Here is a 24,237-nt window from a genome sequence, read left to right on the forward strand (position 1 = left end):
GGTTTCTTCGTACCCCTACTTATTTATAGTTCCATGTCGAATAATATTAACATTAATATTAAAGGTTACATCAAGTTTAGGATACTTTTCGTCCCATTCTTTATCGGTTAATTTTCCATCCTTATTATTTATTCGATAAACGGTTCCATATCCGAAACTATCCGCATTGATTTCTTTTAAATATTCCAGAATATCCTCATATTGGGCTGTTAGTACTTTTTCTACTTCCTTTTCTAAGCTATTAATTGCTTTCGGATCATCTAAATTATATTTGCTGGAGATTTCTTGTAAGCTTACATCAAGCCTTATGTTCGTATCAAATGTAAGCTTTTCTTTGTCTGTAAGAACCTTTTTCGTAGTTCCATGCTCGATTAAGAACACGAGTCTTATCTCACCTATCTTCTCCGCTTCCTCAGAATTCATTAGATATTCAGAAACGGCTTCGCGAGGAATGATTAATTCAAGTAATTCTCCAGTCTGAGGACGATCCATAATGGTAAAGAGGTGTTCCAGTTCGATAGGGAGTTGCCCTTTCATTTTATCGTCTTTAAATAGCGCTATGCCAGTAATTGTCGGGATATCATCACGAACACCCATCATGGGTAATATTGGATCTACACCCTCATTATTTATAATAACGGCAAACTTATGAAGGGTTACACTAGGAAATATTTGAGATTCACCTGATGGCTCAATTAATCCATGCAAAAATTCTCCAAGGTTAGTGGAAATATTTTCAACTTGGATATGAAAAATATCCCTAGCTTTCTCCTCTGCGACAGCTAATAACAATGTATCAGGAATCGCTGCATCTCGTATTAACGTATCGATGAAAGGATTGATCCCGGATTGTGCGAGTTCCTTACCATATATTTCGAGCTGCATTTTCCCAGGTACTAAATAATGACTTACCTTCTGGTTAGCATCGGCCCTTGCTCCCTTAATGGTGTCCGATACTCCTTTAACGACGGTAGTAGGATGAGTAAAATTGGTTTGAAATTGTAATATAGCCATATTCATTTCAATTTCTTGATTTTCTATACGATCAACACCACGAGCGGTAATCACGCCAAGATCTTCTAATTGCGCTGTTTCAAGACAGCTACTTAATATAGGAACGATACCGAGCAATAGTAAGATACGTAAACGTTTCATGATGAACCACTGCCTTTTTTGTTTTTCCATTTCTTCTTCAACAAGACTAAAGGTAACAAAATAAACGGATATATATATACGACCCAAAAGCTTAACTTGGCTACCCAATCGGTTAAGGCGGTAATTTGGTAATCAAATCGAAAGTAATTCACGATGATTAAAATCAAGATTGTCACGACCCAATGGGTTTTTTTCTGAGAAATAGAATACATTCTTTTCATTCCGTGTGCAATTGCCCACATTAATAAGACGAGATTTGGAATAATGACCAGTAACCATCCTACTACTACAATATAGTCTAGACGTTCGAGGAACGTATACGATGTACTTTTCACTAATAGTAGTATAGCCCAATTAATATTCTTTAGCCCTGTTGGACTAAAGTAACCGATCGATATCATGGTAACGAGAATAAGAACGATTGCAGTGTACGTAAGACCGAGAAATGTCGGTAGTTTGGCTTTGTTTTTGTTTTTGACAAAAGGATAAATAACCATTAGAATCTCAAATCCTGATAACGTATAAGCGGTAGCCTTAGCACCTTTTAATAGCTCAGGAAAAGAAGATTGGAACAATGGTAAGAAGTTATACCAATTCATTCGTATAAACGGGTCATAGAGTGTAACAATTAACCAAAAGGTTATGATAAAGAGTATAAAGGTTACCCCAACTACAACTCTAACTCCCCCAAATACAGCATAAACAACAAGAATCATAATAAGAACGGTTAGTACCCAATTGGGAAGAGCATGGTATAAAAAGATTTGAATAACTTGAATGTAGGTCATTAGGATCGAAAGAAAGCTTATGCATATATATAAAATGAATAGTGTTCCTAATATTCTTCCAAGCCATTTTCCAAACACATCTACATGTATTCCAAAATAATCGGCATTTTCATATTGATTGAGAATAGTAAACATAGCAGCAACCACTAGACAAGTAAACAGAAATGCAATCAGTATAGCTAACCATGAATCACGTTCTGCCTCCAGGTAGATAAAGCGCGGAGCACCTATTATGCCAACACCGAGCTGTAATCCGGCGATGATAAAAAATAGGTAAAATGCCCGTATTTGTAAATTGGTCTTAACATTCAGATTGATTTCCATATGTCACCTACTCATCGATATCACGTTTCTGCTTGGCATCTTTTTTGTTAAAACGAATAATAGATTTGGGGCGATAGGTTTTAGCTCTCCGACTGGAATAGTTAAAGGGTGCTCTAAAGAACACTTTGTTAAAATCTTTAATTTGTAATGGATAAAGCGGTGCTAAATATGGACGGCCAAGGGATGTTAGTCGTAGCATATGGATAATGAGCCAACATAGCCCGAATGCAATACCTAATAAGCCTAATATTCCAGCAAGTACAATTAATGGAAAACGAATGATTCGAACTGTTGTACCAAATAAATAACTAGGTGTTGTAAAGGATGATAATGCACTCATTGCCACAACGATGATGAGGATATTACTGGTTAAACCGGCTTCTACTGCTGCTTGACCTATAACGATACCACCTACAATACCCATTGTCTGACCAACCTTTGTTGGTAGTCTGGCACCGGCTTCTCGTAGTAATTCTAGTAAAAATTCCAGAAGTAAGGCCTCAAATATTGGAGGAAACGGTACGGCAGCCCTAGATTGCCCAATTGATATAAGTAATTGCGTTGGTATAATAGCATATTGGTATGTCACTGCGGCCACATAGGTTGGTGTAATCAACACAGAGAAAATCATCGCCATAAATCGCATAATCCGTAGAAAGGACCCTGCTTGCCAACGCATATACAGATCCTCTGTCGATTCCAAAAAGGAAAAAAGAGTAGCCGGTGCAATAAATGCTGTTGGGCTATTTTCAACTAAGACACCGATTTTTCCTCTTGTAATATTGTAAGTAAAACGGTCAGGTAATTCCGTCTCAACAAATTGCGGGAAAAGGTTCGTCTGTGAATCCTCCATAAATTGTTTTAATACAATTGTATCTTCAATCTCATCTACATCTAATTCATTAAGTCGTTGGCGCATTGTATTGACGTCGTCTTCATTTGCAATGGATTTTAAATAAACTAATCGAACATCACGTGGAGATAAGTGCCCAATCTTCACTTCTTCAAATACTAAATCTGTTGAAATAATTCGAGACCGTACAATATTCATGTTTTTGGAAAGTGATTCCGTAAAGGAAATTTTTGGACCAAGTACTAATGATTCTGTTTCCGCTTTTTCGACATTACGATTTTCCTTTAAAATCATTGAAAAGCTGACAATCTCAGATTCAAGTTCTATATAGATAAATACCTCGCCAATGACTAATTTTTCTAAGACATCCTGTAAGGTGTGCGAGGTAGAACCAGAATTTAATGGTAGTTCATAAAGTAGCGTACTATTGGTTATTTTCTTATCCATATTAAGTAGAGGCTGAAGTAGGGATTGCTGTATTTTATCAATCTCTACTTGATAGTCAATGAAAAAGACAGCTACTTTTTTATCGTTTATATTGTATTTTGAGAACTTTAAATCGGGATTGTTGTTGAATTTATCTACTAACAATTTTTCTAGCTTATCAATTGTAACCGGGAAAATAGTATCCTTATTTTCTTTATTTCTTTTCCACATAGGAACCTCCATTAAAATTACTGGTTAGAGTTTAGTATGTAGGTTATTGAAAAAATTATGAGTTACCTGGAAAAGAAAAGGGTAAGGTGAAAAGAATGCACAAAAGTTTGTTAGTATGAGTATAGGTCAATATATTTGAAAACAATTTATCTTAAAAAAATGTTGACTATTCATTATTACCAATTTATACTAAAAAAGTATTCAAAATTAAGAAAAGGAGGTCATCAAAATGAAAAACATCATTATCGTAAACAACGTTGCTTTACAATTGAATAATTATATGACCTCTTACAAGAACGAAATTTGATTCGATTTAAGGTAGAATATATTCCGTTTTGTAAAAGGTCACCCATGTGCTGTGGCCTTTTTGTAATATAAGGGATTAGTGAGAGCTATTCTGTTCGTTTACATGCATGCGTCATTGGCGCATGCATTTTTTAATGGTTGAATATGTAAAGCAGCTAAAAGCAATTCAAAAATAGCAACGAAAGAGATAAAGAAGGTGATACGTAATGTTTCAGGTTTTTAAAAAGTTAGATTGGTTTTTTAAGCATTATTGGAAGCGGTATACGTTTGCCATTATTACATTGATTATCGCTAGTGCAATCGGACTAATCCCGCCTAGACTTCTTGGATATGCGATAGATCATATTCAATTTCAGACATTAACTTCCCAGCTACTTACGATAATAGTTGTCGGTTACCTGGTATTAATCGTAGTCCACTATAGTGTTTCCTTTATTTGGGATTATACGTTATTCAGTGGGGCGGTGATTTTGGAAAGATGGACTCGTTCAAAGTTAATTAATCATTTTCTTCGCATGACACCAACATTTTACGGGAAATACAAAACAGGTGACTTGATGGCAAGAAGTACCAATGATTTAAAAGCCATTGCCCAAACTGCTGGATTTGGAGTCTTAACCTTAGTAGACTCGACGACCTTTATGTTTATGCTCATTGCGATGATGGGGTTTTCGATAAGCTGGAAGTTAACACTTGCTGCCTTAATTCCACTTCCAATAATGGCTATTATTATGAATAAATACGGTGCAGCGATCCATGCTCGTTTTACTGAGGCACAGGCTGCATTTGGAAATATGAATAATGAGGTATTGGAATCTATTCGTGGTGTTCGGGTAATCCGTGCCTTTGTTCAGGAGAAGCAGGATAAGGACCGTTTTGAGGCCATGACAGAGGATGTGTATCAAAAGAATATTGCAGTTGCAAAAATTGATGCCATGTTTGAACCAACGATGAAAATTCTAGTTGGCTTATCTTATACAATTGGTCTCGGATATGGGACAGTACTTGTATTTCAAAATGTGATTTCCTTAGGGGATTTAGTTTCCTTTAATGTTTACTTAGGAATGTTGATTTGGCCAATGTTTGCTGTAGGAGAATTAATCAATGTTTTACAGCGTGGTAATGCATCCTTGGACCGTGTTAATGAAACAATTGGCTATGAAGCCGATGTAAAGGACCCAGAGAAGCCAATGTCGGTAACAGAAGTAGAGACAATAGAATTTGCCAATGTTTCCTTCTCCTATCCGGGAACAAAGCGAAATCAATTAGAGAATATAAACCTCTCCATTACGAAGGGGCAGACTATAGGAGTAGTAGGGAAAACTGGTTCCGGTAAAACGACATTATTTAAGCTAATGCTCCGTCAATATCCAGGAGTAGTTGGTGAAATCAAAGTATCCGGAGTTGATTTAGAGCGGATGAGCTTGGATCAAATTCGTTCTTGGATTGGATATGTTCCACAAGATCAAGTGATGTTCTCTAAAAGTGTTAGAGAAAATATTCAATTTGGTAAAAGTGATGCGTCAGATGAAGAAATCTATCGCGTTATGGAGCTAGCTCATTTTGTTGAAGATATAAAGCAGTTGCCACAAGGCTTGGATACGAAAGTAGGAGAAAGTGGCGTAACCCTTTCCGGTGGTCAGAAACAACGTGTAGCCTTAGCGAGGGCCTTTATTAAGGATCCAGAAATTTTAATACTAGATGATTCGTTATCTGCTGTAGATGGAAAAACAGAATCAAAGATTATTGCGCATTTACGAGAAGAAAGAAAAAACAAAACAACCTTTATTGCTGCGCATCGGTTATCCGCTGTTACACATGCTGACCATATTATTGTGTTAGAAGATGGAATTATTGCCGAAGAGGGTACACATGAAGAATTAATCCAAAATGATGGATGGTATAAGGAACAGTATGAACAACAGCAGCTTGAAGATGATAAGGAGGCGATCTCCTAATGCGAAAGAAATCGACTGAGAAAAGACTATTTCAATATGCACTACAATTTAAAAAGAAAATCATCATCGGTATTTTATTTTTAATCATTGCAACGGCTCTTGAGTTAGCTGGACCTTTAATTGCCAAGACAATTATTGATGATCACATTGTCGGTATAGAAGGTACATGGTATGAAATAAGCGGTGACAATGACCGAAATACGGTCGAATTCAATAAACGGTATTATAAGAGAGCAGATCGTATGAATGAAGAGGATGAAATAATTAGTACCAACTCCCTACTGCAAATTGGTAAGGAATACTACCTTGTGGAAGGAGAAGTTCCAATACTTGGGGAGCGAACAGTAGAGGATAATACAATTTCTGTGAAGTCACAAGAAGAAGTAACAACCTTTACAGGGCAAAAAATCTCTGTAAGTGACATTTATAGCTTTTTCCAACCAGAACAACGACCGATTTTATGGTTATTAGCTTTATACATTGGGTTGCTACTTATTGCTGGTATTTTTCAGTTTTATAAAACATTTTTATTACAACAAGCTTCGAATCAGATTGTTAAAAAGATGCGTAATGATATTTTTGAGCATACGCAACGAATTCCAATTAATTACTATGTCAATCAACCAGCAGGGAAGATTGTGGCACGTGTGACAAATGACACAGAGGCAATCCGTGATCTTTATGAACGTGTCTTAAGTATTATTGTTACGAGTGCTATCTATATGGCTGGAATCTTTGTTGCATTATTTATTTTAAATACGAAGCTTGCAGTGTGGTTCTTGCTCTTGATTCCATTACTACTAGTATGGATGCGATTCTATAAATTCTTTGGAACGAAATATAATAAAGTAATCCGGTCCACGATAAGTGAGATAAACGGTAAGATTAATGAAGCCATTCAAGGGATGACCATTATTCAAGCATTCCGAAGAGAGAAACAGACAAAGAAAGAATTCGAAGAATTAAATACGAGACACTTTAAGTATCAGCGAAAGCTATTGAAGCTAAGTGCACTTACGTCCTATAACCTTGTAACAGTCTTTCGAAATATTGCTTTTGTAGCATTTATTTGGTATTTTGGCACCGGCTCATTAAATTTGGAGACGATAATCTCGATAGGTATGCTCTATGCTATCGTGGATTTATTAACGAGATTATTTGAACCGGTAAATGATATTGTGAACCAGCTACCATTATTAGAGCAAGCAAGGGTCGCAGGTGGTCGTGTATTTGAATTATTAGATTTAGATGGAGAAGAAGTAAATCAGAAGGAGATTCCACGTTATAAGGGGAATATCAAATTCGACAACGTCTCCTTTGCTTATGAGAAGGAAGAATATGTATTAAAAGACTTATCCCTTTCCATAAAGGATGGAGAAACCGTTGCCTTTGTTGGTCATACAGGATCTGGAAAGAGTTCGATTATGAACCTATTATTCCGATTTTATGATCCGCAAAAAGGAATAATTACGATTGATGGCCATGATACAAGTAATTGGTCCAGACAACAGGTTAGAAGTCATATGGGGATAGTATTACAAGATCCATTTCTATTTTCCGGAACGATTATATCCAATGTTACGATGAACGATCCGAAGATTAGTAGAGAACGGGCAATTGAAGCATTAAAAACAGTAGGTGCAGACCGTTTTATCGAGAAGCTACCGAAAAAATATGATGAGCGAGTGACAGAAGGAGGAAGCACGTATTCCTTAGGTGAGAGACAGCTTATTTCCTTTGCACGTGCACTTGCATTTGATCCGGCTATTTTAATATTGGATGAGGCAACAGCTAATATTGATACGGAGACGGAAAATGTCATTCAACATGCACTAGAAGTTTTGAAAAAAGGAAGAACTACTTTAGTAATCGCCCACCGATTATCAACGATTCAACAAGCGGATAACATTTTTGTCCTAGAACATGGTAAAATTATAGAAGAAGGTAACCATGAACAGTTAATCGCTGAAAAAGGAACATACTACCAAATGTACAAGATGCAGCAAGGGATATCACAACGAGCTGTATAGTACGGAAGGACAAATGTGGGGTGAGTGTGATGGAACGTAATAATGACCAAAAGCCTGACATTATTGACGAAGATTTATATGAGGAATTTGATGAGGAAGAGCTACTAGAAATTGTTGAGGAAGCTCGTAAAGAAGCACTCATCAAATCTACTATGGAAGATAAAAAGCCAAAGCTTCCGTTTCCTAAATGGACGTTTTGGCTTATTGCTATTGCAATGCTAATTAATGTTGTAGCATTTTTTCCAAAGACTTTTTCGATTCCAGCAATTGATTTTTTAATTACTTCGGCGAAATTATCGGCTGATGATGAGATAAAAGCGTACAAAGAAGCTGTAGTCGTAGTGGAAACACAGGATAGTAAAGGGACTGGATTTGCTATCAATCAAGATGGGTATATTTTAACTAATGCCCATGTAGTGGATGATGAGAAGCACGTATCAGTCGCTTTTCCTAATTTAGGCTTATATAATGCAGATGTATTAGAAACCTATCCAGATGTGGATTTAGCGTTACTTAAAACAGAAAGTGAAGAGAAGTTACCGTACCTAGAGCTAGCAGAGCAAACCGTTTTTGAAGAAAATGAAAAAATAAGTTTCATAGGAAACCCACTTGCTTTCAATGGAATAGCTAATCAAGGAACGATAATCGGATATACACAATTAACTAGTTGGAATCTACCAGTTCTCATGATAGATGCACCAGTATATCGTGGAAACAGCGGAAGTCCTATCATAAATGAAAGAGGCCAAGTAATTGGGGTTGTATTTGCAACCTTAAATCATACAGAACACGGAAAGGTAGGGCTCTTCGTACCTATTGACTATTATTATTCAGAAGGAGTGAACCTTCACTTACCCTATTAGACCTAGACGAAGTAATAATGTAGTTTCTTTTTCGCGTTTCATAATATTATCTAAAACGCTTCCACAATTCGATAAAGCTACCGATAAAAAGAAAGAGATATTCGTCTCTTCTTTTTTTATAGGGAAAGTTACCTATTTTTAAACAAAATGTAATCCTCTTGTGACACTCCCTGTAATACTTGTACTGTAAGATAGTCATATTCTTGAAATGGAAAATTAGTAAAGTATGGTGGGTTAAAAATGACCTGTTTAAATATAAAACAATATATAATAATAAATAAGCTATTCGACACACCCAAAAAAATTGTAGCAGAATCGAAATATATGAATGCTAGGGGTGGTCTACTTTGACACGAGAAATGTTAAAAGACATCCCAATAGAAGAACTAATTGATCAAGCACAAAAAGGTGATGAAGCCGCACATAATTTCTTATTAAAGACATACCAACCCTTTATTGCTAAAACAGTATCCGAAGTTTGTAAACGATACATTGATCCAGAGCGAGATGATGAGTTTAGTATTGGCTTGTCAGCATTTAATGAAGCAATACGTATGTATTCACCAGATCGTGGGAGCTCTTTTTTAACCTTTAGTAGCTTAATCGTCAAACGCAAAGTAATTGATTATATTCGTTATCAAAATAAATATCCTGTAACCATATCGTTTGACGAAAGTTATGATGAAGAGAAAATGGAGAATCCAACCGAAGTAGAAGCAGTTAAGAGCAAGTATCAACTAGAACAAGAAGCATGGTATCGTAGACAAGAGATTCTTGAATTTCAGAACAAACTGGCCATGTATAAGCTATCACTTCAAGATCTTGTCGAAGTTTCACCAAAGCATCGTGATGCACGAGATAGTGCAGTTCGTATTGCAAGAATGATACGAGATGATAAAATGTTAAGTGAATATGTCGAAAAAAAGAAAAAACTCCCGATAAAAGAATTGGCTAAGAAAGTTGATGTGAGTAAAAAAACGTTAGAGCGTAATCGGAAATTCATTTTAGCCATTTTTATTATTCTTGGAGAGGATTATGTGTTTCTTAATGACTATTTGAAAGGGGTGGGCCAGTGAAAAAAGGAATAGTCATGGAGCAGCATCAGAAATATACCATTGTAATGACACACGATGGTTTATTTGAAAAAGCTTATCCGGTTAAAGGAGCCGAAATTGGTTTTGAAGTTGCCTATGAGCCTTTTACGAAAAATGAAAACTTTTCTAGATTAAGGGAAAAGTTTTTCACTGTGCGTGTTATTGCTATCGCATGTATATGTTTAATTATGTTAATTCCACTGTATATGGTAGTAAATGGGGATGAAGCATATGCATATGTGGATATTGATATTAACCCAAGTATGGAACTAGAAGTGAATAGCAGCTTGGAGATCACCAATGTAAGTCCCTTCAATGAAGAGGCAGAATTAATTATCCATGAGCTTGGTGATTTAACCGGAAAAGAGATCGATGACGTTATTGCTAATATTGTGATGATAAGTGAAGAAAAAGGTTTTGTGAATTCAGCTAAAAATGTTCTGATTGGTGTTCATTACATAAAGGAAACAGAAACAGAACCGATTATTGATAGGATTGATGAGCGCTTTGAAACGACTGATTGGGAAGTGGTGACTGTTAAGATTCCCGAAGATGTTAGAGTTGTAGCAGAAGAAAATAATCAATCGATGAATGAAGCATTAGCTAAAAAGGTTACCGAAGAACCTGATGAAGAGTTACAATCTATTGTCACAGAAGAGGATAGTCAAGTATTGCAATCATTTTACCTTAATAAAAACGCTAAAGCTGACGTGACAAACGAGAAAGATTCAAATCAGGTTATACAAGATGATAATAACAATGCTAATAAAGAAGAATTAGAGCTAAACAACTCGAAAAGTAATTCATTAGAAAAGAACAGAAATAGTAATGAGCAAAAAAAGAATAAGCATAAAGAAAATCATCCTAAAAAGAGCAAAAAATCAAAGGAAATCAACGGAAATAATAAAGAAAAACATCCCGGCATGAATGGAAAAGGCAAGAAAAATGAAAACAAGCAAGGCGCCAAGGGGAAGGACAAGAGAAACGATAAGCACCAAGAAAAAGACCACGGTAAAGGAAATGGTAAAGACAAGGGGAAACAGCGTGGTAAAGACAAAGAGCCTAAATCAGGTAGCCATCATAACAACAGCAACCACAACAATGGGAAAAAACATGGTCATAACCACAAAGATAATTCCAACAAGTGATGATACAGGTTGGGAATAACGGATTTATCGATATTTTTTTATGAAGGTTTCATCGAGATACATAATATGTTTTCCTGTCATCATAAGAAAAAACGCATTTGCTTAACAGAACAGCAAATGCGTTTTTTTATCTACATTTTTAAGGCGGTTTCGGGTGTGTATTTCATTGCGTGGTCTATATAGTAAAGAAGGTTGTCGTGTGAATCGATAATTTTTTGTTCATCTAAGGAATAGTGATAAGCATGCAAGAAATTCTGTATTTTCTTAGATAGCAAATCGTCTTTTGTGCGGACCATTAGAACGAGAAGATCATCCCACTGTCCCCATAATGTGTAGTACAACGCCTTGTCGTAGTCTGGAATATCCATGAATTCCCCTCCTTAAAACTCCAAGGGTAATTATAGCTTCCCCATATTATATATATATTTCCGAGAGACTATTTGGTGTGGTTTCCAATTTAAGGTCAGGGTTCTTTAGCATAAACAGTTTAGACTGATACATACTAAAAACGAAAAGGGGAGGGATAAAATGAAAAAGCAACTTATTACTGTCGCTGCAGCAGCTTTATTTATCGTTTCTGGTTGTGCAGCAGATAATGAAGAAGGCCAGCGTGGAACAGATAATAATAATATCGAACCCGTAAGATATCAAAATCATCCAGATGGCATTGGTACGCGTGATAATCGAAACTATACGATGCAACGTGACTTGGAGGAACCAAATCGATTCCGAAATATAAATAATCCAGGAAACAATAATACGCGTAATATAAATAATACCAATGAACAAACCAATGCAAATCGGTATGATGTAGCTGAAGAAGCGGCGGATTTAATCGTTCAACGAATCAATGTTATTGATAATGCCTATGTTCTGACCACAGACAATAATGCCTATGTTGCGGCTGAACTAGACACACATCAGAATGGTAATAATTTAAATCACAAGGATGGAGAATTAACCGATGAGGTTAAAGAAAAAATTTCATCCATCGTAAAATCAGTGGATAATAATATTGACAATGTATATGTGTCCACTAACCCAGATTTTATGGATTTAGCTGATAATTATGCACGTGATGTCGATGAGGGAAGACCAATTGAAGGATTCTTTGAAGAAATTGGTAATATGATTGAACGAGTTTTCCCACAAAATAGATAATGTCGAAAAAGGTGCCTACATAGGCACTTTTTTCCATTTCTGGATTATTTTATACATAATAGCCTAAGTTTTTGCACTAATCTCTTTTCTTTAAAAAAACGTTAACATGTGGTAATGTATTACATATAATTCATATTAAACATAGTGGTTTACTATGATTTCATTATATGGAGATGAGAAGATGGGACGAGAATTCTTAGAGATTTTTGAGGATTGGGCAGAGAACTATGATAATACAGTTAATGGGCATGACCGTGAATATAAAGAAGTTTTTCATCAGTACGATCAGATATTAGATGAAGTGGTAGAAAATTCGATTGGTACTGTATTAGAATTTGGAGTAGGTACTGGCAATTTAACAAAGAAGCTAGTGGAAGATGGACATACTGTGATTGGCATCGAACCTTCACCAGCTATGCGAGACATCGCGAAAATGAAGCTACCCGACGTAACGGTATTGGATGGTGATTTTTTAGATTTTCCAAAGCCTACTACTCCAATTGATACGATAGTTAGTACATTTGCATTTCACCATCTAAATGATGAAGAAAAAGAACTTGCAATTAAAAATTTTGCAACATTACTTCCTAAAGGTGGTAAAATTGTATTTGCAGATACACTTTTTGTATCGGACACTGCTAAGCAACGGAAGATAAGAGAGGCAGAGGAAGTTGGATATTCCAATCTTGCCGAGGATTTACGAAGAGAGTATTATCCTAATATTGACACAATCGAACAAATATTTACTGAGCAACAGTTTAATGTTTCTTTCAAGCAAATGAATGATTTTGCTTGGCTTATCATAGCAACATTTAAATAAGGTTTAAAGGAGAAGTGAAAGATGATGAAAAAGATGAATGTAGAAAGCTTTAATTTAGATCATACAAAAGTGAAAGCACCATATGTTCGACTAGTTGGTGTAACAGAAGGAGCTAATGGAGACAAGGTATATAAATACGATATCCGGTTCAAGCAACCAAATAAAGAACACATGGAGATGGCTGGATTACATTCTCTTGAGCATTTAATGGCAGAAAACATTCGTAATCATATGGACAACGTATTAGATATTAGCCCAATGGGGTGTCAAACAGGATTTTATTTGGCTATTTTAAACAATGATTCTTTTGACGAAGTATTAGTAACACTTGAAAAGACATTGGAAGATGTTTTAGCAGCAGATGAAGTGCCGGCATGTAATGAAGTACAATGCGGCTGGGCAGCCAACCATAGCCTTGAAGGTGCAAAGGAAATCGCAAAAGAGATGCTTGCGAAAAAAGAGGGTTGGAGAGAAGTTTTCTAACTAATGGGGTGATACTGTGGCATTATATCAATCGATTCATGATTTAATTGGCCATACTCCTCTGCTTAACATACGCCATATTGATGGTATTCCAGAAGGAGTTAACATCTATGCAAAGCTAGAATTTTATAATCCTGGTGGAAGTATAAAAGACCGTCTAGGAGCAGAACTAGTTGATGATGCTCTTACAAAAGGGAAGATTAATCAAGGTGGTACGATTATAGAACCTACAGCTGGTAATACTGGAATTGGCTTAGCGCTATCAGCGAAAGAAAAAGGCTTAAAAGTAATCTTTGTTGTGCCAGAACATTTTAGTCGTGAGAAGCAACTGATTATGCAAGCTTTGGGTGCAGAGATTGTCCATACGCCTAGAGAAGCTGGAATGAAGGGAGCAATTGAAAAAACAGAACAGCTGTTAAACGAAATCCCAAATAGCTTCTCGCCGCAACAATTCGCCAACCCTGCTAATCCAAATACGTATTATAAAACCCTCGCTCCAGAAATTTGGCATGATTTAGATGGGAATGTTGATGTTTTTATTGCAGGAGCAGGTTCTGGTGGTACATTCATGGGGTGTTCGCGATTTTTTAAAGAAAAAGATCCAACTATCAAGACTGTGATTGTGGAACCAGAAGGATCAATTATTGCAGGTGGTAAGTCTGGTCCTCATCGAACAGAAGGGATTGGGATGGAATTTTTACCTGCTTTTATGGATCCAAGCTATTTTGATTCGATTCATACGATCAGTGATGTAGATGCTTTTCAAATGGTGGAAAGCCTTGCCCGTAAGGAAGGATTGTTAGTTGGTAGTTCTTCTGGTGCCGCGATGCGTGCAGCATTAGAAGAAGCGAAACAAGCAGAGAGGGGTACGAATATTGTGGTCATTTTTCCAGATGGTAGTGATCGTTATTTAAGTAAAAAGATTTACCCGGATGTTATGGGGAAGGAGATTTAATATGCGTTCAAAAACAAAAATGGTACATGGTGGTATTACACGTGATGAACAAACAGGAGCAGTCTCTGTTCCAATTTACCAGGTAAGTACGTATAAGCAGGATGGTGTAGGGAACTTTCGCGGATATGAATACTCTCGTACAGGTAACCCAACTCGTCATGCACTAGAAACTGTTATAGCAGAGCTAGAAAATGGTACTCATGGATTTGCTTTTGGCTCCGGAATGGCTGCCATTACAACGGTTATGATGCTGTTAGATGCAGGGGATCATGTTGTATTAACCGATGATGTATATGGTGGATCTTATCGGTTAATGAGCAAAGTTTTAAACCGATTTGATTTACATCATACATTTGTGGATACGAGTAATCCTGAACAAGTCGAGGCAGCAATAAAAGAGAATACCAAGGTTTTATATGTTGAAACACCTACGAACCCATTACTAAAAATTACAGATATAAAGAAAATGGCAGACATAGCGAAAAAACATAATCTGCTATTAATTGTTGATAATACCTTTGCAACACCATACTGGCAACAGCCTTTAGATATGGGGGCAGACATTGTCCTTCATAGTGCAACCAAATATATTGGTGGACATAGCGATGTCGTGGCAGGATTAGTGGTAGTAAAGTCAGAGGAACTAGCAGAAAGAATTCACTTTCTACAAAATTCTGTTGGTGCAGTATTAGGACCACAAGATTCCTGGTTATTAATGAGAGGAATTAAAACGTTAGCACTACGAATGGAAGCAATTGAATCGAATACGAAAGAACTTATTCAGTTTTTACAGGGCCATGAAAAAGTAACGACAATTTATTATCCAGGTATTGAATCCCATCGAGGTCATCATTTAGCTCAAGAACAAATGAGTGGTTTTGGTGGAATGATTTCATTTGATGTAGGTAGTGGTCATCTGGCGGAAGAAGTATTGAAAAAAGTGAAGTACTTTACGCTTGCAGAAAGTCTAGGTGCAGTTGAAAGCTTAATTTCATTACCAGCTAAAATGACCCATGCATCAATCCCAGCAGACCGAAGAGCAGAGCTTGGAATAACCGATGGGTTAATCCGAGTTTCAGTAGGAATAGAGGATGTTCGTGATTTAATAGAAGATTTATCACAGGCATTAGGTAACTAAGTAAAGGGGCAGCGGATGAGCTGTCCTTTTTTGCTTATGTACAGTAGTAGTAGTATTTGATTGATCGTATCATAGAAGTTTAGCTGTAGCATGAAAGTCTTATAGTTATTTTTTAAAGAAATATGCTAAAATGAACACAATATTAGTTTAAAAGGGGATGTCCATAATGAGTGAAAAAGCATTGCAATATTTAACTGATAATCGGAACCAATTATTAACTAAGCTAAATGAATTTTTATCCATTCCTAGTGTTAGTACGGATAGTGTACATAAAGAAGATGTAAGAAAAGCTGCAAGCTTTTTAGAAGAATACTTAACTGAAATTGGCTTTAAGAATACTCAACAAATCGAGACTCAAAAGCATCCTATCGTTTATGCAGAATATATGGAAGCTGGGCCTGAAGCTCCAACGGTTCTATTATATGGCCATTATGATGTTCAGCCAGTGGATCCGATTGAATTATGGGAAAGTGATCCATTTAAACCAGAAATAAGAGATGGACGACTTTATGCACGAGGTTCTAGCGATGATAAAGGACAAGTGTTTATGCATCTAGCGGTGTTTGAAGCACTGATGAAAACAACCGGTAAGCTTCCTCTTAATGTCAAGGTTTGTTTAGAAGGTGAAGAGGAGATAGGTAGTGAAAATCTCTATTCGATGCTACAAGAGAAAAAGGAATTATTCGAGGCTGATTTTGCAGTAATCTCTGATTCGGGGATGGTAGCCAAGAATCAACCAACTATTCTTTATGGATTAAAAGGGTTCACCGGTATTGAAATTACCGTTACCGGACCAGATCATGATCTACACTCAGGAATGTATGGTGGCGCAGTGCGTAATCCGATTATGGCTCTATCTCATATTCTTTCATCTATGAAAAATAAGGAAGAGGTAGTGACAGTAGAGGGTTTCTATGACGGCGTAGAAGATTTAACCGAGGAAGAGAGAGAATTAATCGAACAAGTACCAGGAGAAGATTTTGTGAAAGCTACTGGTATTCCGGAAACCGTATCAGAAAAGGGCTATTCACCTAAGGAACATACCATGGCTCGTCCAACGTTTGAGGTTAATGGAATATACGGTGGGTATCAAGGAGAAGGAACGAAAACCATTATCCCTACCTCAGCCACTGCTAAAATTACGTGTCGATTAGTTCCAGGACAAGACCCAGTGGATATTCAACAAGCTCTTGAAGCACATGTGAAGAAGGTTGCACCTAAAGGAGTAACCGTAGAAGTGAAGAAAGAAAAGCTTTCTGCAAAAGCCTATAAAGTGGAACCTAATCATCCATTAATTGAAAAAGCGGCCAAAAGCTATACGAAAGCATTCGGCAAAGAAACGGTTTATGTTCGTATGGGCGGCTCCATTCCTGTAGTGGAGTGGATTGAAGATATCTATCAAATGCCGATTGTTTTATTAGGATTCGGTACACCAGATGATAGACTACATTCACCAAATGAAAGCTTCCCACTAGACAGTTTTGATAAAGGAATGGAAACATTAGTCTATTATTGGAATGAAGTAAACAAGTTATAGAACGGTTATATATTTCCTAGGAATCTCCATAGGAACTCTTTACAGGGGGAGTTGGATGGAACAGGCAGTGGAGTTACTTTACCATAAGGATATTTTGAAGGAATTTCTTGCACGTTACCATTTAGATAGCGAGCATACATTATTAGGGGACTTTGAAAACTATGTGTACGAAGTAATGAGGGAAGATCAATCATTTATATTACGTGTTACACATAGTTCACATCGTAGTGAGGAAGAGATAATAGGGGAATTAGAGTGGGTAACTTTTCTCCAGCACAATGGGGCTAATGTGCCAACCGTTTATTTTTCCTCCAAGGGTAACTGGATAGAAAAACAAGTAGCAGAGGATAATTCTGTATTTTACGCTTGTTTATTTTCTAAAGTAAAAGGTAAATCTGTTCGTTCCAGAGACGAACTGTTCCAGGATAAATTATTCGCTAGTTGGGGTAGGGAAACGGGGAAAATACACCGAATTACAAATCGGTATCTTCCTACAAACGGTATGAGAAAACACTGGCATGAGGATGATTTATTCAGGGTAGAGCTATATGTGCCAGATGAACCTCTTGTTATCGAGCGTACAAAAGAAATAAGGACCCAATTAAAAGAACTTCCCCAAGAAGATTATGGGCTTATTCATAACGATGTTCATAATGGGAATTTCTTTTATGATGGTAAAGAAATTCATATTTTTGATTTTGATGATGCATGTTACTTTTGGCATGTATCGGATATAGCTATTCCTTTATACTACTCTTGTACGTCTTTATTTCCCAATGAGGGTGATCAAGAGGAGAAATCGCGGTTTGCGAACAAATTCATTACATCATTTATGGAAGGGTATATGGATGAGATGAGTCCTCCAAAGGATTGGATGGAACTTCTTTCTTTATTCTTAAAAGTACGAGACGTCACCTTGTATGCAGCACTAAATAAAAAAATTGCACCAGAAAATCGGAATGTAAAAATCCTACGATGGATGGACCAAATTAAACATAGGATTGAACAATGTATTTCAATTGTAACTATTAACCAATGAGAAGAGGTTGTTTAAATGAAATTAGCTCTAATTACAGGAGTTTCCAAAGGACTGGGAGAATCCATTGCGAAGCTATTTCTAGAGTCTGGCATTCATGTACTTGGTATATCAAGAAGTATAAATAAACAGCTAGAAAAAATTGCAGCAAATAATCATGTGAAATACCATCATTATACTTGTGACCTTGGAAATATGGGAGAAATAGAGGAAGCAATTGAAAAAGTTAAAGCAGATATCCAGCAGTATGACCCATCGCTACTATATTTGATCAATAATGCAGCTGTCATTGAACCGATAAATCAAGTAAGCAAACTAGATAATCAAGCACTCGCCTACCATGTTCATCTTAATACAGTCGTCCCGATGATATTAACGAAGGAGCTATTAGATTTCTCTTCGAAAATAAATACCTCTTTCATTTGTGTCAATATTACTTCGGGTGCTGCGGAAAGGCCAATATATGGTTGGGCTGCTTATTGTAGCTCGAAGGCGAGTATCAATATGTATACGAGAACAGCAGCACTCGAACAAGAAACATTAAAGACTGGTCATAAAATAATTGCCTTCAATCCTGGGATTATGGATACGGATATGCAACAAACTATTCGATCAAGCGCTAAAGAGGCTTTTAACGAGGTAGAAAAATTTAAAGCGTATAAGGAAGGTAATCAACTAAGAGATAGTGATACGGTTGGTGGCATTCTAATTGATATTTTGAATGATGAAGCGAGTATTGAAAATGGAAAAATATATCAAGTTAACGAATATGTATAGTGATGAAAAAGGATGTCATGGTGGAATTGCTACCATGACATCCTTTGTTATCGTTTAATAGTATCCACCAGCATATCCACCTGCACCAACGATGATTAGCAGGATGAAAAGAACAACGATTAACGCAAACCCGCCTTCAAATCCACGTCCCATTATTTCACCTCCAGTTTTAAAAATTTTTATATTCACCGACGATTAATAGCCCCAACCGCCGCCATATCCGGACCCGTAGCCACCACCGTAGCCACTAGCACCAACAATGATTAACAAAATAAACAACACAACAATCAAAGCAAAGCCTTTTCCATATCCACTATCTTTACTCATGCATTGCCACCTCCTCTAGTACAATGTATGTATCATTTATCATGGTGACAGGGCGAATGTACTGGTAACCAAGTTGAATCCGGGAATTTTGTTTCGTCGAGGGTACATGCTTCGGTGAATATATATGGTGTAATGAAAGTGTTTAGAAATTATGGTACACTAGGAAAATGAAAAATATGTAATGAGCAGCGTAGGCTGATAAATAGAAAGGACGATTAGATGATTACAAGAAAAAGTAAACGTGAAATTGAACAAATGCAGAAGGCTGCAGACATACTAGTTCAAGTTCACAAAGAGATTGCAAAAATGATTAGACCGGGAATTAGTACGATGGAAATTGATACGTTTGTAGACCGATTTTTAGAAGAGCATGGAGCTATTCCAGAGCAAAAGGGGTATAACGGATTCCCTTATGCAACTTGTGCTTCTATTAATGATGAAATCTGCCATGGATTTCCTAGAGAAGACAAACTTAAGGATGGCGATATTGTAACGATTGATATGGTGGTTAATCTAGACGGTGGGTTAGCAGATTCTGCATGGACTTATGCCGTAGGAGATGTTGATGAAAAAGGTCTTCGTCTTATGGAAGTAACAAAGAAATCACTTTATATTGGAATTGAGCAAGCAAAAGCTGGTAACCGAATTGGTGATATTGGTCACGCGATTCAAACATATGCTGAGGCAGAAGGCTTCTCTGTTGTAAGAGACTTTACCGGCCATGGCATCGGACCAACGATTCATGAGGATCCACATATCCCACATTTTGGATTACCTAACAAAGGTCTTCGTTTAAAACCAGGAATGGTAATTACGATTGAGCCGATGTTAAACGAAGGAGATTGGCAAAGTAAAGTAGATTCTAATAATTGGACTGCTAGAACGGTTGATGGTGGTCGCTCGGCACAATATGAGCATACGATTGTGATTACAGAGGGAGATCCAATTATTTTAACAGAGCAAGATAAATAATTCTTTAGGAGGTCTGTACGTTAGTGCAGATTTTCTTTTTTATAATGAAAAGATTAAGTTTGAACAGTTTTCACCACTAATAAAATCAGTTATAATTAGTTAAAATTTCTGAGTGGAGGAGACTAGGATGGAGACCGTTAACGTAACAAAGAATACTGTATCTACGTCTATGACCATGCTTAAACGCGGTCTAACAGTAGGTTTTCCTATCATGCTTGGTTATATACCCATTGCGATAACCTACGGAGTTCTTGCGAAACAGGCAGGACTTACATTAACAGAGCTTACGTTAATGAGTGTATTGGTATTTGCTGGAGCAAGTCAATTTATGGGAGCCAATATGATTGCTCTTGGTGCAGGGGCTGTGGAAATCATTATCGCAACCTTTGTTTTAAACTTTCGTCATTTTGTGATGAGCTTATCCTTTATGAATCGAATGCGGCCGGTTGCGTTAAAGTGGAAGCTGCCATTAGCATTAGGGCTAACGGATGAGACATTTGCTGTTTCTTCCTTACATACGAAAGAAGCAAAAGAAGAGAAGGGATTTTTCTTTTATGCTTCGCTCACCTTAATTGCATACCTATCTTGGGTTATTGGTTCATTACTTGGCGGTGTGTTAGGGGAAATTATTCCAGAAGCTTTGAGTCAAAGTATGGGAATTGCGCTATATGCCATGTTCATCGGTTTATTAGTTCCTTCCGTCAAAAAGGAGCTAAGAGTAGGCTTAATTGCGCTTATTGCGATGTTGATTAATGCTATTTGTCTTCAGTTCATGAGTAGTGGTTGGGCAATTGTTGTCGGTACAGTGCTTGGTGGATATAGTGGTGTCTTTTTGTTGAAGGGGGAACGCTCATGATATGGTTCATTATCATTGGTATGTCTTTAGTAACCATGATTCCAAGGATTATTCCAGCATTTATTGTAGACAAATTACAATTTAAGGATTGGGTAAACCGTTGGTTAAATGCAATTCCATATGCAGCATTAGGTGCTTTAATTTTTCCTGGTGTATTAAGTGTAAATCCAGATAAACCACATATTGGATTCGTTGGTGGACTAGTCGCAGTAGTTCTAGCCTATATCGGATTAAATGTTATTTTTGTCGTCATTGGAGCTATATTATCCGTGTTTTTATTAACAACCTTATAAATTATATACATGCGTAATCGCTTGAGTTCGAGAAAAAGAATTATTTAAAGGAAAAACCGAATGATTACCTAGTATCGTATATCATTCGGTTTTTCCTTTAATTTTTATAGTTATGTCCTAGACTCAACCTTTTCCTTACTGCTGTAAATCAATATACAAAGTCTCTGGCCCTGTAGGTACCCTACTACCTCCTAGTGGTTCAACACTTACTTTAATAAAACGGATTGTTTGCACATCGGGTCCCTTATAATACACATGAACCATTCCATTCTTTAGATGTAGTAGCTCATCCTGCCAGTCATTATCATTTCGGACAAGCCATACTTGATAATCCTGACTTTCCAAAGGTCTAAGCCCTTCAACCTGTAGATACAATTCATTGGTTACTTCATTTAACCATATGTTACCGGTAATATTTTGATCCATTGTCACCGGGATGATATCGAGTTGATTAGTAGCTGGGTTATTCATGAAAGGTTGTTCCGGTATTAAATCATATTGTGCAGTTAAATATTCTTGGTCACTACTATCTGCAATTGGCTGCTGTTGGGTAATTTGCAATAGACCTAAGCAGATAATGAATAAAGCTGCTGCACCTGCAATGAAATAGAAGGCTTTACGATTTCCTATCTTTGGTTTAAAGTGCCCTTTTATATGAATGGTGTTTTTAATTCGTTTATTTAAGCTTTCAGAAGGGGTTACCTTCTGATTGTTACTTAGTAGTAACTTCCACGACGTTAATTCTTCCTGACAATGTGAACACCGGTATATATGTTCATCCATTGATTGACGTTTTTCGTTTGATAAATTCCCTAATACATAATCAATCATGAATTCTTCTGGGATATGTTTCATTCGTGCGTTTCACTCCTTATCAGTTCTTGCCCAATGAAGTAAGGACTTTTGCTTGCGTAGGTTCTGTAGTCCATAACGTATCGAAGATTTAATTGTCCCAATTGGTTTCCCGTAAATTGTTGCAAGCTCCCGTTGTGTTTTACCTTCAAAATAAGCCCCGTATATAAGCTCCCGTTGTTTTGGCGGAAGTTTATTAATTGCATCTTCTAAAATCTCTTTCTCTATCTCCTTTAAAACGTACATTTCCAATTTAACTGATTGTATTGTATCAAGTTTTTCTAGTTTATTTAATAAGACAGGTTGATGCTTTCTGAGACGATCGATACATCTACTTCGTGTTTTAACCGCTAACCAAGCCTTTACACTACCTTTATCTGGCTTGTATTGCATCGGTTTTTGAAATACTTCGATAAAGACATCATGACAAATATCCTCTGCTTCTTGGCGGTCTGCTAATACAGTTATCGCAATTTGAAGGACAAAGGATACATAGGTTTCATAGAATTGATTGAAAGCAGCTTGAGAGCCTTTAGCCATTAATTTTAGTAGTTTCTCATCTTGTTTCGTATCCATTATTTTACCCCCTTCACATTCACTGACCATATCTTAGCAAAAAAATATGGAAAAATTATAAAAAATTAAATCCATCTTTTAATCTTGCACGTATCATAGATGAATTTTTGAAAATAGAGGAGGATATGTCAGATGCTTAAAAAGATGTTCTATTCACTATTAGCAGTAGTATTGGGGGGGATGTTACTTACTTCAACTGTTTATGCAGAGGTCTCTGTCTATACTCCATACACGGGATTATCTGTATCACCTGGGGAGGATATTGAGTACAATGTCTCTATTATTAATTCTGGTAGTTCCATTGAAAATGTTAGTTTTGGGATGAAAGGATTACCAAAGGATTGGGAATATCAAATCACAGCAAATGGAACGAGTATTGAGCAATTATCAATTCGTCCGAACGATGAACAAGATATACGATTAGTTGTAACTGTACCACTTCAGGTGGATAAAGGAACCTATGAATTTGATTTAGTAGCAGATGGAAGTAGTACAAGTACATTAGGGTTAGTGGTAAATGTTACAGAGAAAGGTACATTTAAAACAAATTTCACGATTGACCAACCAAATATGCAAGGACATACAGATTCAACTTTTGAATATAATACGACATTGAAAAACCAAACGGCAGAAGAGCAGCATTATTCCTTAACCTCAAAAGCTCCAAATGGATGGAATACCGAATTTAAAGTAGATGGAAAGGCTGTTACATCGGTCACACTGGAACCAAATGAGGAAAAAAAGATAGAAATTGTTGTGACACCTGCTAATAATGCAAAATCAGATACGTATAAAATTCCTGTAAGTGCACAATCTGGTGGAACCTCTAGTGAAATCGAATTAGAAGCTGTCATTACCGGCACGTATGGGTTAACATTAACCACTCCAGATGGCGTACTAAGTGATGATATTACAGCTGGAGGAGATACGGTTGTTGATTTAGTAGTTGAAAATACAGGAAGCGTGGATCTGACGGATATTAATCTAAAATCAACTACTCCACCAAAATGGGAAGTAGAGTTTGACACGGATACCATTTCTACACTAAAGGCGGGAGAAAATGTCACCGTTAAAGCTACGTTAAAAGCACCAAAAGATGCTATAGCAGGGGATTATGTGACCACGTTTAGTGCATCTAGTGCTGAAGCTTCCTCTGATGCTAATTTCCGTATATCAGTTAAAACCTCTACTGCTTGGGGATTTGCTGGATTTGGAATTATTTTAGTGGTAGTAGGTGGATTGTATTCTATTGTTAGAAAATATGGGAGGAGATAACGA

24 protein-coding genes and 1 pseudogene are annotated in these 24,237 nt (G+C 36.7%); 17 read left to right on the top strand and 8 right to left on the bottom strand.

The annotated features are described in order from the left end of the window. Positions 1–15: 15 nt before the first annotated feature. Genes ACSKT4_RS04335 through ACSKT4_RS04345 form a run of 3 tightly spaced genes read right to left on the bottom strand, consistent with a single transcriptional unit; the run spans position 16 to position 3,777 of the window. A complete protein-coding gene (locus ACSKT4_RS04335) occupies positions 16–1,155 on the bottom strand; it encodes a Ger(x)C family spore germination protein (protein WP_186869271.1) in 1,140 nt (379 codons plus the stop codon). Next, positions 1,152–2,267, bottom strand: coding sequence for a GerAB/ArcD/ProY family transporter (locus ACSKT4_RS04340; RefSeq protein ID WP_186869272.1), 1,116 nt, complete (start codon positions 2,265–2,267; stop codon positions 1,152–1,154). The genes ACSKT4_RS04335 and ACSKT4_RS04340 overlap by 4 nt, the downstream gene beginning before the upstream one ends. A gap of 7 nt (positions 2,268–2,274) precedes the next feature. Continuing rightward, positions 2,275–3,777 carry a spore germination protein gene (locus ACSKT4_RS04345; protein ID WP_186869273.1) on the bottom strand — a complete coding sequence of 501 codons (1,503 nt, stop codon included), beginning with the start codon at positions 3,775–3,777 and terminating at the stop codon, positions 2,275–2,277. Positions 3,778–4,289: 512 nt separating this feature from the next. On the opposite strand from ACSKT4_RS04345, the gene ACSKT4_RS04350 reads away from it, so the two are divergent. The 5 genes from ACSKT4_RS04350 (at position 4,290) to ACSKT4_RS04370 (ending at position 11,176) form a co-directional block, all read left to right on the top strand. Further along, on the top strand, positions 4,290–6,041 hold the full coding sequence (locus ACSKT4_RS04350; protein ID WP_186869274.1) for an ABC transporter ATP-binding protein: 1,752 nt from the start codon (positions 4,290–4,292) through the stop codon (positions 6,039–6,041). Next, positions 6,041–8,071, top strand: coding sequence for an ABC transporter ATP-binding protein (locus ACSKT4_RS04355; RefSeq protein WP_465822878.1), 2,031 nt, complete (start codon positions 6,041–6,043; stop codon positions 8,069–8,071). The genes ACSKT4_RS04350 and ACSKT4_RS04355 overlap by 1 nt, the downstream gene beginning before the upstream one ends. Positions 8,072–8,100: 29 nt before the next feature. Next, positions 8,101–8,934 carry a S1C family serine protease gene (locus ACSKT4_RS04360; RefSeq protein ID WP_186869276.1) on the top strand — a complete coding sequence of 278 codons (834 nt, stop codon included), beginning with the start codon at positions 8,101–8,103 and terminating at the stop codon, positions 8,932–8,934. Positions 8,935–9,281: 347 nt separating this feature from the next. After that, positions 9,282–10,010, top strand: coding sequence for an RNA polymerase sigma-I factor (sigI, locus tag ACSKT4_RS04365; RefSeq protein ID WP_255488095.1), 729 nt, complete (start codon positions 9,282–9,284; stop codon positions 10,008–10,010). Further along, positions 10,007–11,176: an anti-sigma-I factor RsgI family protein gene (locus ACSKT4_RS04370; protein WP_186869277.1), complete on the top strand. Its 1,170-nt coding sequence runs from the start codon at positions 10,007–10,009 to the stop codon at positions 11,174–11,176. The genes sigI and ACSKT4_RS04370 overlap by 4 nt, the downstream gene beginning before the upstream one ends. A 131-nt stretch (positions 11,177–11,307) precedes the next feature. On the opposite strand, the gene ACSKT4_RS04375 is transcribed toward ACSKT4_RS04370, so the two are convergent. Next, positions 11,308–11,544, bottom strand: a complete 237-nt coding sequence (locus ACSKT4_RS04375) for a YhdB family protein (RefSeq protein WP_186869278.1) — start codon at positions 11,542–11,544, stop codon at positions 11,308–11,310. Positions 11,545–11,704: 160 nt separating this feature from the next. Between ACSKT4_RS04375 and ACSKT4_RS04380 the strand changes: the two genes are divergently transcribed. The 8 genes from ACSKT4_RS04380 to ACSKT4_RS04415 all read left to right on the top strand — a co-directional run bounded on the left by ACSKT4_RS04380 (position 11,705) and on the right by ACSKT4_RS04415 (position 19,083). Next, a complete protein-coding gene (locus tag ACSKT4_RS04380) occupies positions 11,705–12,337 on the top strand; it encodes a YhcN/YlaJ family sporulation lipoprotein (RefSeq protein WP_186869279.1) in 633 nt (210 codons plus the stop codon). 181 nt (positions 12,338–12,518) lie between these two features. Then, a complete protein-coding gene (locus tag ACSKT4_RS04385; protein ID WP_465822879.1) occupies positions 12,519–13,157 on the top strand; it encodes a class I SAM-dependent DNA methyltransferase in 639 nt (212 codons plus the stop codon). Positions 13,158–13,178: 21 nt separating this feature from the next. Continuing rightward, positions 13,179–13,640, top strand: a complete 462-nt coding sequence (locus ACSKT4_RS04390; protein ID WP_186869281.1) for an S-ribosylhomocysteine lyase — start codon at positions 13,179–13,181, stop codon at positions 13,638–13,640. Between the two features lie 16 nt (positions 13,641–13,656). Continuing rightward, a complete protein-coding gene (locus ACSKT4_RS04395) occupies positions 13,657–14,595 on the top strand; it encodes a PLP-dependent cysteine synthase family protein (RefSeq protein WP_186869282.1) in 939 nt (312 codons plus the stop codon). A gap of 1 nt (position 14,596) precedes the next feature. After that, complete coding sequence (locus ACSKT4_RS04400; protein WP_211741762.1) at positions 14,597–15,733, top strand: bifunctional cystathionine gamma-lyase/homocysteine desulfhydrase; 1,137 nt, start codon at positions 14,597–14,599, stop codon at positions 15,731–15,733. Between the two features lie 166 nt (positions 15,734–15,899). Then, complete coding sequence (locus ACSKT4_RS04405; protein ID WP_186869284.1) at positions 15,900–17,270, top strand: dipeptidase; 1,371 nt, start codon at positions 15,900–15,902, stop codon at positions 17,268–17,270. A gap of 55 nt (positions 17,271–17,325) precedes the next feature. Then, positions 17,326–18,309 (top strand): phosphotransferase enzyme family protein, encoded by a 984-nt coding sequence (locus ACSKT4_RS04410; protein WP_186869285.1) that lies wholly within the window; start codon positions 17,326–17,328, stop codon positions 18,307–18,309. A gap of 15 nt (positions 18,310–18,324) precedes the next feature. Continuing rightward, positions 18,325–19,083 (top strand): (S)-benzoin forming benzil reductase, encoded by a 759-nt coding sequence (locus ACSKT4_RS04415; protein ID WP_186869286.1) that lies wholly within the window; start codon positions 18,325–18,327, stop codon positions 19,081–19,083. 54 nt (positions 19,084–19,137) lie between these two features. On the opposite strand, the gene ACSKT4_RS04420 is transcribed toward ACSKT4_RS04415, so the two are convergent. Both ACSKT4_RS04420 and ACSKT4_RS04425 read right to left on the bottom strand, forming a co-directional pair. Next, positions 19,138–19,236: a YjcZ family sporulation protein gene (locus tag ACSKT4_RS04420; RefSeq protein WP_186869287.1), complete on the bottom strand. Its 99-nt coding sequence runs from the start codon at positions 19,234–19,236 to the stop codon at positions 19,138–19,140. An 81-nt stretch (positions 19,237–19,317) separates the two neighbouring features. Beyond that, positions 19,318–19,410 (bottom strand): annotated as a pseudogene (locus tag ACSKT4_RS04425) (YjcZ family sporulation protein); the annotation flags it as partial. 219 nt (positions 19,411–19,629) lie between these two features. Here ACSKT4_RS04425 and map point away from each other — a divergent pair. The 3 genes from map to ACSKT4_RS04440 all read left to right on the top strand — a co-directional run bounded on the left by map (position 19,630) and on the right by ACSKT4_RS04440 (position 21,531). Then, the gene (gene map, locus ACSKT4_RS04430; RefSeq protein WP_211741760.1) at positions 19,630–20,382 is read left to right on the top strand and encodes a type I methionyl aminopeptidase; all 753 of its coding nucleotides are present in this window, start codon (positions 19,630–19,632) and stop codon (positions 20,380–20,382) included. A gap of 127 nt (positions 20,383–20,509) precedes the next feature. Further along, positions 20,510–21,238, top strand: coding sequence for an AzlC family ABC transporter permease (locus ACSKT4_RS04435; protein ID WP_186869290.1), 729 nt, complete (start codon positions 20,510–20,512; stop codon positions 21,236–21,238). Continuing rightward, complete coding sequence (locus ACSKT4_RS04440) at positions 21,235–21,531, top strand: AzlD domain-containing protein (RefSeq protein WP_186869291.1); 297 nt, start codon at positions 21,235–21,237, stop codon at positions 21,529–21,531. The genes ACSKT4_RS04435 and ACSKT4_RS04440 overlap by 4 nt, the downstream gene beginning before the upstream one ends. 135 nt (positions 21,532–21,666) lie before the next feature. Here the strand turns inward: ACSKT4_RS04440 and ACSKT4_RS04445 are convergent, their stop codons facing one another. Together ACSKT4_RS04445 and ACSKT4_RS04450 are read right to left on the bottom strand one after the other, a co-directional pair. Beyond that, positions 21,667–22,386: an anti-sigma factor gene (locus ACSKT4_RS04445; RefSeq protein WP_186869292.1), complete on the bottom strand. Its 720-nt coding sequence runs from the start codon at positions 22,384–22,386 to the stop codon at positions 21,667–21,669. Between the two features lie 9 nt (positions 22,387–22,395). Then, the gene (locus ACSKT4_RS04450; protein ID WP_186869293.1) at positions 22,396–22,959 is read right to left on the bottom strand and encodes an RNA polymerase sigma factor; all 564 of its coding nucleotides are present in this window, start codon (positions 22,957–22,959) and stop codon (positions 22,396–22,398) included. A gap of 132 nt (positions 22,960–23,091) precedes the next feature. Between ACSKT4_RS04450 and ACSKT4_RS04455 the strand changes: the two genes are divergently transcribed. Next, positions 23,092–24,234, top strand: a complete 1,143-nt coding sequence (locus ACSKT4_RS04455; protein ID WP_465822881.1) for a COG1470 family protein — start codon at positions 23,092–23,094, stop codon at positions 24,232–24,234. The last annotated feature ends 3 nt before the right edge of the window (positions 24,235–24,237 follow it).

Source organism: Ornithinibacillus liuyingii, from assembly GCF_055550225.1.